The organism is Flagellimonas oceanensis (assembly GCF_003992595.1).
GTDB classification, from domain to species: domain Bacteria; phylum Bacteroidota; class Bacteroidia; order Flavobacteriales; family Flavobacteriaceae; genus Flagellimonas; species Flagellimonas oceanensis.
Genome location: NZ_RZNA01000040.1, coordinates 189404 through 204553, shown reverse-complemented (window position 1 = coordinate 204553; position 15150 = coordinate 189404). Strand labels below are relative to the sequence as shown.

13 protein-coding genes are annotated in these 15150 nt (G+C 43.3%); 9 read left to right on the top strand and 4 right to left on the bottom strand.

All coding sequences use genetic code 11. From position 1 onward, the window contains the following. Nucleotides 1–3: 3 nt before the first annotated feature. The 9 genes from EO132_RS10620 (at nt 4) to EO132_RS10580 (ending at nt 8632) form a co-directional block, all read left to right on the top strand. Nucleotides 4–519, top strand: coding sequence for a DinB family protein (locus tag EO132_RS10620; RefSeq protein WP_127137825.1), 516 nt, complete (start codon nt 4–6; stop codon nt 517–519). Further along, nucleotides 516–1367, top strand: a complete 852-nt coding sequence (locus EO132_RS10615) for a ChaN family lipoprotein (protein ID WP_127137824.1) — start codon at nt 516–518, stop codon at nt 1365–1367. The genes EO132_RS10620 and EO132_RS10615 overlap by 4 nt, the downstream gene beginning before the upstream one ends. A gap of 186 nt (nt 1368–1553) precedes the next feature. Continuing rightward, nucleotides 1554–3584 carry a S9 family peptidase gene (locus EO132_RS10610; protein WP_127137823.1) on the top strand — a complete coding sequence of 677 codons (2031 nt, stop codon included), beginning with the start codon at nt 1554–1556 and terminating at the stop codon, nt 3582–3584. Further along, nucleotides 3581–4084 (top strand): YybH family protein, encoded by a 504-nt coding sequence (locus EO132_RS10605; protein WP_127137822.1) that lies wholly within the window; start codon nt 3581–3583, stop codon nt 4082–4084. Before EO132_RS10610 ends, EO132_RS10605 begins: the two co-directional genes overlap by 4 nt. 30 nt (nt 4085–4114) lie before the next feature. Continuing rightward, the gene (locus EO132_RS10600) at nt 4115–5152 is read left to right on the top strand and encodes an amidohydrolase family protein (protein WP_127137821.1); all 1038 of its coding nucleotides are present in this window, start codon (nt 4115–4117) and stop codon (nt 5150–5152) included. Nucleotides 5153–5194: 42 nt separating this feature from the next. Continuing rightward, nucleotides 5195–5725 carry a YybH family protein gene (locus EO132_RS10595; RefSeq protein WP_127137820.1) on the top strand — a complete coding sequence of 177 codons (531 nt, stop codon included), beginning with the start codon at nt 5195–5197 and terminating at the stop codon, nt 5723–5725. Then, nucleotides 5647–6573 (top strand): helix-turn-helix domain-containing protein, encoded by a 927-nt coding sequence (locus tag EO132_RS10590; protein WP_127137819.1) that lies wholly within the window; start codon nt 5647–5649, stop codon nt 6571–6573. Before EO132_RS10595 ends, EO132_RS10590 begins: the two co-directional genes overlap by 79 nt. Before the next feature lie 11 nt (nt 6574–6584). Beyond that, complete coding sequence (locus EO132_RS10585; protein WP_164732322.1) at nt 6585–7505, top strand: amidohydrolase family protein; 921 nt, start codon at nt 6585–6587, stop codon at nt 7503–7505. A gap of 29 nt (nt 7506–7534) precedes the next feature. After that, complete coding sequence (locus EO132_RS10580) at nt 7535–8632, top strand: serine hydrolase domain-containing protein (protein ID WP_127137817.1); 1098 nt, start codon at nt 7535–7537, stop codon at nt 8630–8632. 103 nt (nt 8633–8735) lie between these two features. On the opposite strand, the gene EO132_RS10575 is transcribed toward EO132_RS10580, so the two are convergent. From EO132_RS10575 to EO132_RS10560, 4 genes are all read right to left on the bottom strand, one after another. Continuing rightward, the gene (locus tag EO132_RS10575) at nt 8736–10193 is read right to left on the bottom strand and encodes a TolC family protein (RefSeq protein ID WP_127137816.1); all 1458 of its coding nucleotides are present in this window, start codon (nt 10191–10193) and stop codon (nt 8736–8738) included. Beyond that, a complete protein-coding gene (locus tag EO132_RS10570) occupies nt 10153–13422 on the bottom strand; it encodes an efflux RND transporter permease subunit (RefSeq protein WP_127137815.1) in 3270 nt (1089 codons plus the stop codon). Before EO132_RS10570 ends, EO132_RS10575 begins: the two co-directional genes overlap by 41 nt. 23 nt (nt 13423–13445) lie before the next feature. Beyond that, a complete protein-coding gene (locus EO132_RS10565; RefSeq protein ID WP_127137814.1) occupies nt 13446–14528 on the bottom strand; it encodes an efflux RND transporter periplasmic adaptor subunit in 1083 nt (360 codons plus the stop codon). Between the two features lie 144 nt (nt 14529–14672). Further along, nucleotides 14673–15074, bottom strand: a complete 402-nt coding sequence (locus EO132_RS10560) for a hypothetical protein (RefSeq protein ID WP_127137813.1) — start codon at nt 15072–15074, stop codon at nt 14673–14675. Nucleotides 15075–15150: the final 76 nt, after the last annotated feature.

Here is a 15150-nt window from a genome sequence, read left to right as displayed (position 1 = left end):
GGTATGTCGATAAAAGGCTGGGGAGTTATTTTTTTAATCGGGTCTGCCATATCTTGTTCTCAAAAGCAAAATAACAAGGATATAAAAGATTTGGTAATGACCCAATTACACAATACACATACCAATCAAGAATGGTTTGTCCCTACCAATATCGCACTTGAGGGATTAACGTATGAACAGGCGATTTGGAAAGACAGTATTGCCAACCATTCCATAGCAGAATTGGTTTCCCATATCACTTTTTGGAGCGAGATGAATTTGCGGTCGTTCAAAAATTTGAAAACTACCGAACAAGAGATAATCAATGATGAAACTTTTCGGACTCCTTCAGAAAAAGAGTGGTTACAAACATTGAAGCGGTTGGATAGTATTCAACGTAAGTGGGAAACCTCCGTTAAAGAATCGAACGACATCAAACTAAAAGACTGGAGTGATGAAATTGTAAATATGAGTGCCCACACAAGTTATCATACTGGTCAAATTGTCTTTATTAGAAAACAAAACGGATGGTGGAAATGAAAAAAAATCTCCTCCTTTTAGCCTTTACCTTTTCCCTTTTGACCGCATCGGCTCAAAAAGAGCCTTACGTGCTCTACAACGTCAAAGGCAAGAAAGTCTCGTATAAAAAAATGCTCAAGACTCTTGAGAAAAAGGATATGGTGCTGTTCGGGGAATTGCACAACAACCCCATCTCCCATTGGTTACAATATGAGCTTACCGCTGAGTTGCACGACCAACGACAGCTCATTCTCGGTGCGGAAATGATTGAAGCCGACAACCAAGACGAACTCAACGATTATCTTTCGGGCAACATAGACTACAAAGCTTTGGATTCCACAGCACGGCTCTGGAACAACCACAAGACCGATTATGCCCCTTTGGTTGATTTTGCCAAGGACAGCAGTTTGGTTTTTGTGGCCTCCAACGTGCCCAGACGCTACGCCAGCATGGTGTATAAGGGTGGTTTCGAAGCCTTGGACTCCCTCCCCGTCCAAGAAAAAGAATGGATTGCCCCTTTGCCCATTGCTTATGACCCTAAACTGCCTGGCTATCAAAATATCCTAAAAATGATGGGGGATCACGGCAGCCCCACTTTAGTGATGGCCCAAGCCATCAAAGACGCCACTATGGCACACTTTATCCTTGAAAATTACAAAGAGGGAGCCTTGTTTCTACATTACAACGGAGCCTATCACTCAAATGATTATGAGGGCATTCTTTGGTATCTTCAATTGGAACGACCCGATTTGGAATACGGTACCATCTCAACAGTAACACAGAAAAATGTGCACAAACTTGAGGAAGAAAATAAAGGAATTGCCGATTTTATCATCTGCGTGGACGAAAATATGACAACTACGTATTAATACAAGCTGTCGCCTCGAGCGCAGTCGAGAGGTCTTCTTGAGAACTTAAATGGTCTCGACTACGCTCGACCTGACAATTACCGTCCAGCTTAAAAAGCCTTGGTAAAATCTATAAAATTACTTTTTCACAGTTGTGTCCACTAAGGGATAATTTGCTTATTTTTAAGAAACTAAATAACCGACCTCATGAAAAAATTACTCATCACCATGCTACTCCTCGTGGCCATAAACCCTTTAGGGTTCGGTCAAATGCAATCTAACCTGGAGTTATTGGATATCTTTAATATGGAAAATGTTTCCGATCCACAGATTTCCCCTGATGGCTCCAAAATCATCTACGTAAGGAACTTTAAGGATGTGATGACGGACAGGAATCTTTCCAACCTCTGGATCATCAATTATGATGGCACCAACAATCGTCCGTTGACTACGGGCAATCACAATGACTTCGCCCCCAAATGGTCTCATGATGGGTCTAAAATCGTTTTTAAATCCAACATGGCGGATGATAAAATGAAGCTCTACCTGATGTGGTTGGACACCAAGGAAACCATGGCCTTGACCAATACACCACAATCGCCAGGGTCCGTTTCATGGTCTCATGATGACTCTCACGTGGCCTTTAACATGTTTGTGCCTGAGGCCAATAAATCCATCGTTAAAATGCCCAGCAAGCCAGAAGGCGCCAAATGGAATGAACCACCCAAGTACATTGATAAAATGAATTACCGTGGCGATGGTGCCGGATACTACAAAGGCGGAAATTCCCAATTGTTCACATTACCTATTAGTGGAGGCACACCAAAACAATTGACTTTCTCTGAGTTTGATCATGGTGGACCCGTTTGGGCGACGGACGATACGCATCTATATTTTAGCGCCAATTTCCATAAAGACGAAGAACTGGAACCTGCCGATAGTGAGATTTATAAAATAAATATCAATACTGGTTTGGCCATCCCGCTAACTGACCGCTATGGACCTGATTCACATCCAGTCTTGTCTCCAGACGGTTCAAAAATCGCCTATTTAGGTTATGATGACCGTTTGCAGGGCTATCAACTGACTCAATTGTATGTCATGAATGCTGATGGTTCCAATTCTCAGTTGATTTCGGGCGACTTTGATCGAGATGTGGGAGATATGGCCTGGAACAGTAAAGGGAATGGACTGTATTTTATTTATACTGATCAAGGAATGGGCAAATTGGCATCAATCAGTCTATCCGGAAAAGTAGCTGATATTACAGATGGATTAGGTGGTTTATCTTTGGGAAGACCATATAATGCAGCCAGTTTTTCGGCATCTACCAACAACAAGTTCGCGTACACTTTAGGTAACACAAGCCACCCCTCCGATTTGGCAGTGGCAGACACCAAAAGCTCCAAACGCCTGACAGCCGTTAACGATGACCTTTTTTCTTTTAAAAAGCTGGGCAAGGTTGAAGAAATGTGGTGGGAATCATCATACGACCAAAGAAAAATACAGGGTTGGGTGGTAACTCCTCCAGACTTTGACCCATCAAAAAAATATCCGATGATTCTTGAAATCCATGGCGGACCATTTACCAGTTATGGCGAAGTCTATTCTGCCGAGATTCAGGCCTATGCAGCCGAGGGATATGTAGTGCTCTACACCAATCCACGTGGTAGTACCAGCTATGGAGAAGAATTCGGAAACCTTATCCACCACGATTATCCCAACCATGACTACGAAGATTTAATGTCCGGCGTGGATGCCCTTTTGGAAAAAGGATATGTGGATGAGGACAATTTGTTTGTGACCGGAGGTTCTGGTGGTGGCGTACTGACTGCTTGGATTGTGGGTAAAACCGACCGATTTAAGGCAGCCGTTGTGGCAAAACCTGTCATCAACTGGACCAGCTTTGTGCTTTATGCCGATGGGGTTCAATTTTTCTCCAAATATTGGTTCGGCAAAAAACCTTGGGAGGACCCAGAAAACTATATGAGACGCTCTCCCCTTACTTATGTGGGTAATGTGACCACTCCCACCATGCTTTTAACGGGAGAAGAAGATTACAGAACCCCGATAGCGGAATCCGAACAGTTCTACGCAGCTCTTAAATTGGAAAATGTGGAGACCGCAATGGTACGAATCCCTGGCGCTGGACATGGTATCGCCAACAAACCCAGCAATTTGATAGCTAAAATTGCAAGCGTACTGGCATGGTTTGATAAATACAAGGAAAAAGAATGAACCCATCAACCATTAAAAAATCAATATGCATTCTTTTGGTATGCACCTTGCTTTCCTGCGTGGAAAAACGGGATAAGGTTGTAGTAGAGCCTGTACAGACACCTAAAATTGATGTGGAAGCTGAGTTGGCGAAAATCGAAAAAGTTCGACAGTCGTTTGAGCAAACAGTTAAGGAAAAACGATACGGCGACTTGGGCAAGTTCACCACAGAGGATATGATTTCCATTGGTCCCGGTAGTGAAGACTGGATTGCTTATCGAAAACTAAGGGAACAATACGGAAACAAATTCCGCTACGACAGTATAAAAATGAATCCCAAAGAAACCGTGATATTGTCCGACACCATGGCTTACGATTTTGGGATAAGCTCCGTGTTTTACACCGATGAAAACGGAACCGTTCACAAAATGGAGGACACTTTTATGGTAATTATGAAAAAAGACAAAGATGGTAAGTGGAAGTTGCACCGGGAACTTGCATCATCATTAGTAATAGAATAAATTTAAATCCTGTATATAAACATTCTAACAATGAAAGTTACTGTAAAGAATAGCTTGTTGTTCCTTACAGTTTGTATTTGTCTTTTAGGATGTTCCCCCAGTACAAACGAAAAGAGCGCATCGAGTGAGAAAAGACCTTATGAAGGTCCCATAATTGACATGCACCTCCACGCATTGGAGGAAAACGAACTATCGCCTGAGCCTATGGCGATGTGCACACCCCTGGCCACCATTGTGCAACATTTTGACCCGCAAAACGATTTTGGCGATGTTTTTTGGGACAAAGCGGCGAAACCAGATTGCGAGGCCCCCTATTGGTCTCATGTTAGTTATAAGGAATATGTGGACAGATTGAACAACCAGGTGGAAAAATATAAGATTACCGCCATCACAAGTGGAAGTCTTCCCGCCACCAAAAAACTGATGGACCATTTTCCCAATCAATTTATGCGGGGGATTCAATTTCGTATCAATCGAGACAGTATCCCTGTGGATAGCTTAAAATCGTTGGTTCAAAACGAAGGACTGGACATATTGGGCGAAATAAGTAACCAGTATGGAGGTATTGCTCCAAATGACCCCAGAATGCTCCCCTATTATGCGTTGGCCGAAGAGATGGATGTCCCTATTTTACTTCACATGGGAAGTGGCTTGCCTGGGACCCCATTATTTTTGAATCCTGAATACGAAGTGGCTCACTCTAACCCACTTTTACTGGAAAAAGTACTGAAAAAGTATCCTAAAATGCGGATTTCCGTTGCACATTATGGGGAACCATTTATTGACGAGCTTATTGCAATGATGTACCACTACCCTCAACTTTATGTAGATTTAGGTGGGATACAATGGTGCTACCCTAGCGAATATTTCTACCAAAGTCATTTAAAAAAATTGGTCGATGCTGGCTTTGGAAAGCGCATTATGTTCGGTTCTGATATGATTATTTGGCCGGAACTTATAGCTGAATCCATAGCCATTATAAATGATGCTGATTTTTTGACCTACGAACAGAAATCGGACATTTTTTACAATAATGCAGCCAGGTTTTTAAGGCTATCCAAGGATTGATGTAAATCTTATTTTTTCAAGCAACCCATCAACTATATCATCATGAAAAATCAATTTCTACGTAGTATCACAACAGTACTGACCATTGCTTTTGCCACAAGTTGTAAGCAGCCCGTACCTGAGGCCAAATCGGGTAAGGAATATTCGGCGCAAATACAAAAAATCATTGAAGAAAAAAACGAGCAGATTCAAGGATTTTATGCTTCGGGCATGATTGACTCCGCTGCCACCCATTTTGCAGGCAACAGTATTCAATTCATGCCCAATCAACCAGCAGTTGTCGGGATTGAGAACTATAAGGCCGCTTGGAAACAAAACATCCAATTTGGCAAATGGGAATTTGACCTCAATACCCAAGAAGTAAAGGCCAGTGGTAATTTAGCTACGGAATACGGGAAATACACCATGACATTCACGCCAAACGAGACCTCTCCCATACCCGCAATGGAAGACAAGGGCAATTATATGGTACTTTGGGAAAAATTGGACGGCGAATGGAAAGTGGTCTGGGATGCCCCTGTAACAGAGCTTCCATTACCAAGTCAGGCTCCAGACTCAACCATGGTAGAGTAAACTTCACTCCTATTATGATTCAACAACTCCACATACCCAAAAACCCAGCACTTTTACAGGTAGTAAAGTTTATAACCTATGTGGAGTTGACCCAAGAAGACATCTTGGACGGTAGAACCGCCATATTTCCAAACGCCACTACGAACATCCTGTTCTCCCTGGACGAGGACATACTAGTTAATCAAACATCTTCTTCCAATTCTATTTATACCTCGTGCAGCTCTACCGTTTTTTTTAAACCTTTTGAGGGGATGAAATTCATGACCGTGCAATTTCACAGCTACGGGCTTTCCTATCTAAAAAAAATCCCTGCATTTGAATTATTGGACGCTTTAAGCCATCTGGACATTATATTTTCCGCTAGCGATATCGAACGTGTCTCTTCCCGGTTGAAGGAATGTAAAACCATAGGAGAAAAGTTTACCGCATTGGAAATGTTCGTCAGTAAGAAAATAGGACTGCCGGAAGTAGACCCCAGACTCCCCTATTCGTTGCAGCTTTTGAATTCCGAACATTCCATTTCCATTGATGCGTTGAGTCAATCCCTGTGCATTTCTAGCCGAGGCTTGCAAAAGCTCTTCAAAAAACATATTGGGATGAGTCCTGTTTATTACCGAAAAATTATTCGCTTTAATAAAGCTGCCCAGTTACTCCTGAACGATTCGAACAACTCATTAACTCAGGTTTCCTATGATTGCGGCTATTTTGACCAGGCCCACTTCATTAAGGATTTTAAGGAATTCGGGGGCATCTCCCCTTCGGAGTTTTTACGGTTAAAATCAGATAGTTCGGATTTTTACAATTATAAGGTCACAGAGTTACATACCTTGGATGCACTCAACCCATAGTCCATCAAATGATGAAGAGAAATTTAATCGGATTGTTGTTATTCTCCATTTGGGGAACATTGCATTCACAACAATACACCGGTCCCATAATCGATATGCACATACATGCCTACAACCAAGAACTTGGTGGTATGATGTTTGGCATGGACCATCCGAATCCACTCAAAAACGAACTATATAAAGGTGTAAAAACGCCTGAAGCGCAAAAAATGGAGACCCTCAAAAAAATGGATGAGCACAACATTGTGTTGGCGCTGACCTCCAATGGCCAATTATGGAAAAATGACGACCCAGAGCGAATTCTGGTCAGTGGACGAAATATGCCCTTGGAGCAATTAAGAAGTATGGCAGAAAACGGAGAACTAACCGCCATTGGTGAACTTAATCCGTTTTATAGGGGCGTTACAGCTGATGATGCATCATTGAGACCCTTGTTCGATTTAGCTGAAGAGATGAATATTCCTATCGGTTTTCACATTATGCCAGGAGGACCTCCTAGTGGGCTCTACCACTTAGGAATGAATGAAATTAGAGTCAGAAACGCCAACCCCAAACAATTGGAAGAAGTATTGGTGGAGCACCCCAACCTAAAGATTTATGTAATGCACGGCGGATGGCCCTATTTGGAAGATATGAAGGCTATGCTATATGTACATCCGCAACTGTATCTGGATGTGGCTGCGATTGACTGGGTTTTGCCAAAAGCTGAGTTCCACAACTTCATCAAAGGATTGGTAGATGCAGGTTTCGGCAAAAGAATCATGTTTGGAACCGACCAAATGATGTGGCCCGAGACCATCGATATCGCTATAGATGCAATCAATTCTGCCGATTTCTTGACCCTAGAACAAAAAGAAGATATTTTTTATGATAATGCCGCCGAGTTTTTAGGGCTTTCAGCATCGCTAATCGCCAAACACAAAAAATTGTAAACTATAAGTACCCATTAAACTATCAAAATATGAAATTCATAAAATCAATAACCCTCCTTTTGACCTTTGCGATGATTTCCATTCAGTATTCGATAGGTCAACAAACAGACAAAACAGAGGGACTTTCCAACCTTATTGGAAGGTTATATGTCAATGGCACCCTGCATGGAGGGGTTCTAGTGGCAGAAGGTGAAGATATCCTCTACCGAGATGCTTGGGGAGTGGCCAATATAGACCAACACACCGCTTTGACCGTTGACGAGAAGTTTACCATTAACAGTATGGGTAAAATGTTCTCATCGATACTTATTTTGCAGCTTGTAGAAGAGGGAAAACTCTCCTTTGAGGATAAACTAAGTGATATGCTGCCCGAATTTCCACACAAGAGAGCCAAAGACATTACGCTGCACCACCTATTGGCACACCGCTCTGGAGTTCGGGATTATGGATTATTACAAATGGCAGGCCAACTTCCGTATAATTTGACACGAGATCAAATGTTTTCGGAAATTGGCAAAATGGATTTAAAGTTTGAGCCAGGTTCTAAATTCAACTACAGCAATTCGGGATATATGCTTTTGGGTGCAATCATCGAAAATAACCGTGGGAAACCATTAAAAGAAGTTATGCTAGAGAGAATTTTTGAACCACTTGGAATGCAGAACACATCCATGATTTATAAATATGATCTTGATGAATTGCCACAGTACTTTTTACAGGATGGAACTGTTTACCAAGAAGACGATATGGTCATCTACGGAGGTGACGGTGCAGAAGTTTCCACTATGGATGATATGTATACTTTTATGATGGCCCTTGGTTCCGATAAATTGTTATCCAAAGCTATGTGGAAACTAGCATTTACACCACACTCCTTTCCGAATGAAGTTCCTGAAGACGCTTGGCCTCCTCCACATCAGGATCCTTATGGATATGGTTTTAGTATTATGGAATTACCTTTTGATGGCGAAACAACCGCTACAGCAGTGGGACATGGTGGAGCAGGTTTGGGAAGTAATTATGCACTCCGCTTTTTAGAGAGTAAACGTATCATTGTCAACTGGAACAATATTTTTAAGAACCCGATACTTTTTGATGTCATCAACTATTTGGCAGCAAGCAATTAAACACCTTCGTTTAAAATCAGAAGCCCGGTTCACAAATGTGAACCGGGCTCCATTTTGGGTAAATCAATAGCCAAGACAGTAGGTAAAACTATCGATTCGGGACTTAATTCCAGCCACCGCCCAAGGCGCGGTACATATTTACCTGGGCCAATAGCTGGTCTCTTTTGGTCTCTACCAATTCCATTCGGGATTCCAAGGCCTCACGCTGTGCCAAAAGCACCTCGATGTATTCCACCCTAGCGGATTGGAACAAACGAGTGGACAGGTCTATGGATTCCGTTAGGGCCTGTACCTGACCATCTTTCAAATCATAGCTCTTTTTTAAGTTATCGATGTTGGACAACTGGTTGGCCACTTCGATGTAAGCATTCAAAATGGCCTTTTCATATTCATAAACTGCTTGCAACTGTCGGGCCGTAGCATTTTTATATTGCGCCTTAATTGCATTTCTGTTGATCAAGGGGGCTACCATATCGCCAATGGCTGAATACAACACAGATTCTGGTGTGGTGGTCAGGTATTTGGTATCGAACGCTTCCAATCCCAGACCTGCCTTTATGGTAAACTGTGGATAAAAATTGGCTTTGGCCGCTTTCGTATCCAACTTGGCCGCTTGCAATTCAAATTCAGCGCTACGCACATCGGGACGATTCTGCAACAATTGCGAAGGAATTCCAGCGTAAATCACATCAATGGGGGTGTCGATAAAATTATCGGAAGCCCGCTGAATATGTTGTGGAGAGCGACCTATCAAAAAGTTCAATCGGTTTTCCACTTCCACGATTTCCTGCTGGATTTCATATTTATGGCTTTGGTTTTTCATGACCTCGGCCTGAAAACGCTTTACGGCCAATTCCGTGGCACGGGCAGCTTGTTTTTGCAGTTTTACCATGCGCAGTGCATTCTGCTGAATCCCCAAGTTCTGATCAATAATGGCCATTTGATTGTCCAAAGCCATCAGCTCATAATAGGAATCGGCTATTTCAGCCACCAAATTGGTCACCATGAAGTTTTTACCCTCCACACTGGACAGGTATTCAAAAACCGATGCCTTTTTCTCGTTGCGAAGTTTCTTCCACACATCAAGCTCCCAAGTGGCGAAGGCCCCGACCATATAATTGGTCAGGGGCTCGGGAAACTCCTCGCCCTCCTTTACCCCGAGGTTCTTTTCCACAGCCCCGTTTCGGGTATATTCGCCTACTTTTTCAACCTCGGCACCAGCCTGAAGGTTAACAAAGGGCAAATACTCCCCTTTCTTGGCCTGAATCCTATTCTTGGCCATATCCACTTGCTGCAACATGATGTTCAGCTCTTGGTTTTTTACCAAAGCTGAATCAATCAGCGCAATGAGGTTGGGGTCTTTAAAGAATTCCTTCCATTCCACCAATCCCGTGTTTACCGTATCGGCTGACTGGTTTTGATAGTTGTCCGGAACCGCTACGTTCTCGTCCCTGATCTCGCGAGTTGGCACACAAGAATAGAGGGCCACCATCGCTATCATTCCGACTAAAAGTGATTTTCTATGCTTCATCTTGGTCACCATTTTTCTTTTTCTTTCCATTTCTTGTGGTCATTTTTTTCAAAAGTTTATTCACTTCTTTCAAGCGAGTGCGCAATCTGCTCTCGCTATCATCATTCTTAAAGAATTCCTCCGAAATCGGCTCATCATGCTCATCCTTGATCAAGCTCTTACCATCTGCCATTTTAGCAAAAACATAATACAGACCCGGAATCAGCAAGACACCGAAAATGGTTCCGATAAGCATACCGCCCAAAGCAGAACCTCCGATGGTACGGTTTCCTATGGCTCCTGCACCAGTGGCCACCACCAATGGTATCAAACCAGCGATAAAGGCAAAAGAGGTCATCAAAATTGGCCTAAAACGTTGTTTAGAACCTTCGATGGCCGCTTCGAGAATGGTTGCACCCTGTCGGTGTTTCTGGACCGCGAACTCAACAATTAATACGGCGTTCTTACCTAATAGTCCCACCAACATGATCATCCCGATTTGTGCATACACATCATTGGACAATCCCATGAGCTTCAGCAGGAAGAATGAACCAAACACCCCTACCGGAAGTGATAGGATTACCGCCAATGGCAGTAAGAAACTCTCGTACTGGGCCGCTAACACCAAATACACGAATATGAGTACCACAATGAATATGTAAATGGACTCATTTCCACGTTGGGCTTCGTCATAGGAAAGACCTTCCCACGCTATATCGTATCCTCTTGGCAAATTTTGCGCTGCAACTTCGCGGATGGCATCAATGGCATCGCCACTGGTATACCCTTTGGCTGGCAGTCCACGGATGGCTGCCGAATTATACAGGTTATAGCGCGTTACCTCGTTTGGCCCCAAACGTTTCTCCATGGTCATAAATGAGGAATAGGGTACCATTTCCCCCTCTTCATTCTTAACAAAGAGCTTTTCCAGATCAGATGGCATACCACGATATTCAGGAGCAGCTTGGGTGTACACCTTGAAGAATCGTCCGAACCGGATGAAACCCTGCTCATAGGTACTACCAATCAAAATGTTCAGGTTCTCCATGGCTTTTCCTATGGAAACCCCTTTTTGCATGGCGGCCTTATTGTTGATTTTCAACTCGTACTGCGGATAATTGGCAGCATAGAACGTAAACAAACCAGCCAACTCCTTACGCTCACGCAAGGCATCCATAAACTCATTATTGATTCTTTCGAACTCATGGTAATCCGTACTATTGGTCTTGTCCAACAAACGCATTGCAAAACCACCTGATGAACCGAAACCTGGAACCGCTGGGGGCTCAAAATATTCGATGACCGCACCGAGGTCTTTGGTCTCTTCTTCCAATTCTTCCATAATGTCGTGCACGGAATGTTCCCGTTGCGACCATGGTTTCAGGTTGATGAGACAAGTACCTGCGTTGGAACCACGACCTTCCGTCATGATCTCATAACCTGCCAAAGAGGAAACGGATTCAACTCCTTCAGTCTCCTCACAAATGGCCTGAAGCTTTCTGGCCACCTCGTTGGTCCGTTCCAAAGTGGCTCCTGGAGGTGTCTGGATAATGGCATAGATCATCCCTTGGTCTTCATTGGGGATAAATCCGGCGGGCAATACTTGGTTTGTAAAGAAAATACCCGCACAGAAAGCCAGTAACACTCCAAAAGTGACCACTCTACGGTTTACGATTTTGTTCAATACCCCAACATATCGTCCCGTAAGTTTTTCAAACCTACCATTGAACCAATCAATGAATCGGTTTACGGGGGATTTTCGTCTTGGTTTACCATGGGTGTTTTTCAGCATCATGGCACAAAGAACCGGTGTCAAAGTAAGGGCAACTATGGCTGATATCACAATAGATCCCGCCATGGTTATTGAGAACTGTCGATAGAATACCCCCACAGGTCCTGTCATGAAAGAAATAGGGATGAACACCGAGGTCATTACCAAAGTAATGGCAATAATGGCTCCACCAATTTCTCCCAATACTTCGTAAGATGCCTTGTAGGGCGTAAGGTTCTCCTCTTCCATTTTTACGTGGACGGCCTCCACGACCACAATGGCGTTGTCCACCACAATACCAATCGCCAATACAAGGGCAAAAAGCGTTATCAGGTTGATGGACAGTCCAAAGAGCTGCATGACGAAGAATGCCCCAATCAGCGATACGGGTACTGCAATGATGGGTATCAAAGTTGAACGCCAGTCCCCTAAAAAGAGGAATACCACAATAGCCACCAGAATAAAGGCGTCACGAAGGGTATGCAGTACTTGATCTATGGATGCATCCAAGAAGTTGGATACGTCATAACTGATTTTATAATCAATTCCGGGAGGCATATCGGCCTCAAGTTCATCCAGTTTCTCTTTAACAGATTTGATCACATCGCTACCATTACTACCAAAGGTCTGTTTTAATACTATGGATGCTGATGGATCTCCGTCGAGATTGGAATAAATATCAAAGAACTCACTACCCAATTCAACATCGGCGACATCTCCAAGTGTGAGGATTTCCCCATCATCATTGGCCTTGATAATTATATCCTTATATTGCTGGGGTTCGTTATATCGGTTCTGATAGACCAGTACATATTCCAGGGATTGCGCCTTTTTTCCCGAGCTTCGCCCTAAACGTCCAGGTCTGGCAAGAATACTTTGCTCTTCCATGGACTCCAGAATCTCTTCTGCGGAAACGTTATAAGCGCGCATTCGGTCTGGCTTGAGCCATACTCGCATGGCAAACTTACGGCTACCCAAGATCTTGGCACTTGCAATACCGTTGATACGCTGGATTTCAGGTATCATTTTGGTGTATGCATAGTTGTACAGGAATTTTTCATCGTTGTTCTTGGCATCACTGTACAGGTTCACATACATCAACATACTGGGCTGAACGGGGGTGATCACAACCCCTTCCCGTTGCACCAGCTCGGGCAACAAGGGCATTACCTGATCCACCCGTGTCTTTACCCGGACCACGGCTTGGTTGGGGTCGGTTCCTGGTTCAAAGATCACACGTAAGGTTCCTTCACCAGCACTTGTGGCATCCGATGCGATGTACCGCATACCCTGAACCCCGTTAATGGAGGTTTCCAGTGGAATCAGAGTAGAGTTCACCAATACATCGGCACTTGAACCTGGGTAGGCAATGAATATATTGACCGTGGTAGGTGCGATTTGCGGGAACTGCGAAATGGGCAGTTGTTTTATGGCCAACAGTCCCGTAAAAACAATAATGACCGAAATCACTATGGCCAATACAGGTCTGTGAATGAATTTTTTAAACATAATAACTAAGGATTATGGGATTGTTACTCAGTGTACAAATCAAGGTGGGAGAGTACGGATTCGGGTTTTTCAAAATCGTAATGGATTTTCTCCCCACTTTTTACCATCCGGATACCTTCCAAGAGCACTTTGTCGTTCAACGAAAGCCCTTTTTCCACCACAAATAGGTGTGGTAATTCAGCTCCTACGACTATTTCCCGCTGTTGTACGGTATCGTTCTCATCGAGTACAAACACAAATTTTTTGTCCAACACCTCGAAAGTTGCTTTTTGAGGGATAAGCATCGCTTTGTCCAGCGACACTTTCATCAAAATGCTTCCTGTCTCGCCATGTCTCAGAATACCATCGGGATTGGAGAAGGTTGCCCTAAAAGCTATGTTTCCCGTTTCGTGATTGAATTCCCCCTCAATGGTCTCCACAACACCTGGCTGATTGAACTTTTTGTTATTGGCCATTAACAGTTCAACGGCTTGTTTTTCGTTCTTTTTGGCACTGGTTATGTAATCCAAATATTCGGCTTCGGGCACATTGAAGTACACCCACATCTTGGAGTTGTCGGATAGAGTCGTTAAAAGTTCACCTTCGTCCAAGAGACTACCTTCTCTTGCCTCCAAATGGTCCATTATCCCATCAAATGGGGCACGGATATCGGTAAATCCCAAATGGGTCTCGGCCAATGTGACTTCTGCTTTGGCTCTATCAAACTCCGCTTTGGCCATGGCAAGTTCGTTTGCGGACACTACATTGCCATCTGCCAATAATTTGGTGTTCTCATACTCTATTTCGGCCACTTCCGCCTCTGCTTTGGCCTTTTGAAGGTCTGCTTGGTAGACATTGGGCATAATATGAAACATTTGCTGTCCTTTTTTTACATGTTGCCCTTCATCCACATAAATGTGCTGCAGGTATCCTTTTTCCAAAGCCCTTAGCTCAATATGCCTAATGGAATGGATTTGACACACATAGTCCTTGGTGATTGAAGTGTCTTTTTGAATGGGACTGGACACGAGAAATTTGGTTTCTTCCTTGTTTTCGTGTTCTTTGGATTCGCAGCTTGCATAGCACATCACTACAAGCAAGCCGATGAAGATGGAAAATCTCCTCATAGTTTTACTGGTTTAAAAAATGTTTAGAAATGGTCAAGGGAAGTCCGAATCCACATAAAGGGACCTGCCCTTGGTTATTGATTATTACCCAAAGGGTTGCGGATAGATGCAAAGCGTTAATTCGGCTCTGCTAAAAAAGAAATTCTAAATTCGGAATACCTGAAACCTAACATGCTTCCTTATGGATGAAGCTGATTTGGGTATGGAAAACCCACATTTGGTGTTAGATTCCAAAAACAGTTGCCCCCAAGAGGCGGCAAAAATATTGGCAGTCGAAAAACTGCCATACTCTAAAGAAAAACTATGTGATGTCGTTTCTTCCTCACGCTCATCCTTTTCTTCAATGTCTATTTCTGCGCAGTGTCTTTTTTCTAGCCCTGATTGCAATGCATTGAACGAAGCGAAGGAATGTTGATTTTCTAAATTTTGAAAGTAACAAGCATTGTCCGCATCCGAAGTATGTTGCGAATCTGCATACAAATTAATGAGTCCTCCCAACAATAGGATGAATAGGGGAAACAAATATTTTGCAAATGCTTTTTTCATTTGGGGAACAAAACTATGTCAACCAAACTTCTCCAACAAATAGTGTTTGTTAATTATGGTTAAATTTTAATTGCAA

Bases quoted from the DNA above. Each gene is read 5' to 3' on its own strand.
- EO132_RS10620 (WP_127137825.1), top strand. From the start codon at position 4: ATGTCGATAAAAGGCTGGGGAGTTATTTTTTTAATCGGGTCTGCCATA.
- EO132_RS10615 (WP_127137824.1), top strand. From the start codon at position 516: ATGAAAAAAAATCTCCTCCTTTTAGCCTTTACCTTTTCCCTTTTGACC.
- EO132_RS10610 (WP_127137823.1), top strand. From the start codon at position 1,554: ATGAAAAAATTACTCATCACCATGCTACTCCTCGTGGCCATAAACCCT.
- EO132_RS10605 (WP_127137822.1), top strand. From the start codon at position 3,581: ATGAACCCATCAACCATTAAAAAATCAATATGCATTCTTTTGGTATGC.
- EO132_RS10600 (WP_127137821.1), top strand. From the start codon at position 4,115: ATGAAAGTTACTGTAAAGAATAGCTTGTTGTTCCTTACAGTTTGTATT.
- EO132_RS10595 (WP_127137820.1), top strand. From the start codon at position 5,195: ATGAAAAATCAATTTCTACGTAGTATCACAACAGTACTGACCATTGCT.
- EO132_RS10590 (WP_127137819.1), top strand. From the start codon at position 5,647: ATGGAAAGTGGTCTGGGATGCCCCTGTAACAGAGCTTCCATTACCAAG.
- EO132_RS10585 (WP_164732322.1), top strand. From the start codon at position 6,585: ATGAAGAGAAATTTAATCGGATTGTTGTTATTCTCCATTTGGGGAACA.
- EO132_RS10580 (WP_127137817.1), top strand. From the start codon at position 7,535: ATGAAATTCATAAAATCAATAACCCTCCTTTTGACCTTTGCGATGATT.
- EO132_RS10575 (WP_127137816.1), bottom strand. From the start codon at position 10,193: ATGGAAAGAAAAAGAAAAATGGTGACCAAGATGAAGCATAGAAAATCA.
- EO132_RS10570 (WP_127137815.1), bottom strand. From the start codon at position 13,422: ATGTTTAAAAAATTCATTCACAGACCTGTATTGGCCATAGTGATTTCG.
- EO132_RS10565 (WP_127137814.1), bottom strand. From the start codon at position 14,528: ATGAGGAGATTTTCCATCTTCATCGGCTTGCTTGTAGTGATGTGCTAT.
- EO132_RS10560 (WP_127137813.1), bottom strand. From the start codon at position 15,074: ATGAAAAAAGCATTTGCAAAATATTTGTTTCCCCTATTCATCCTATTG.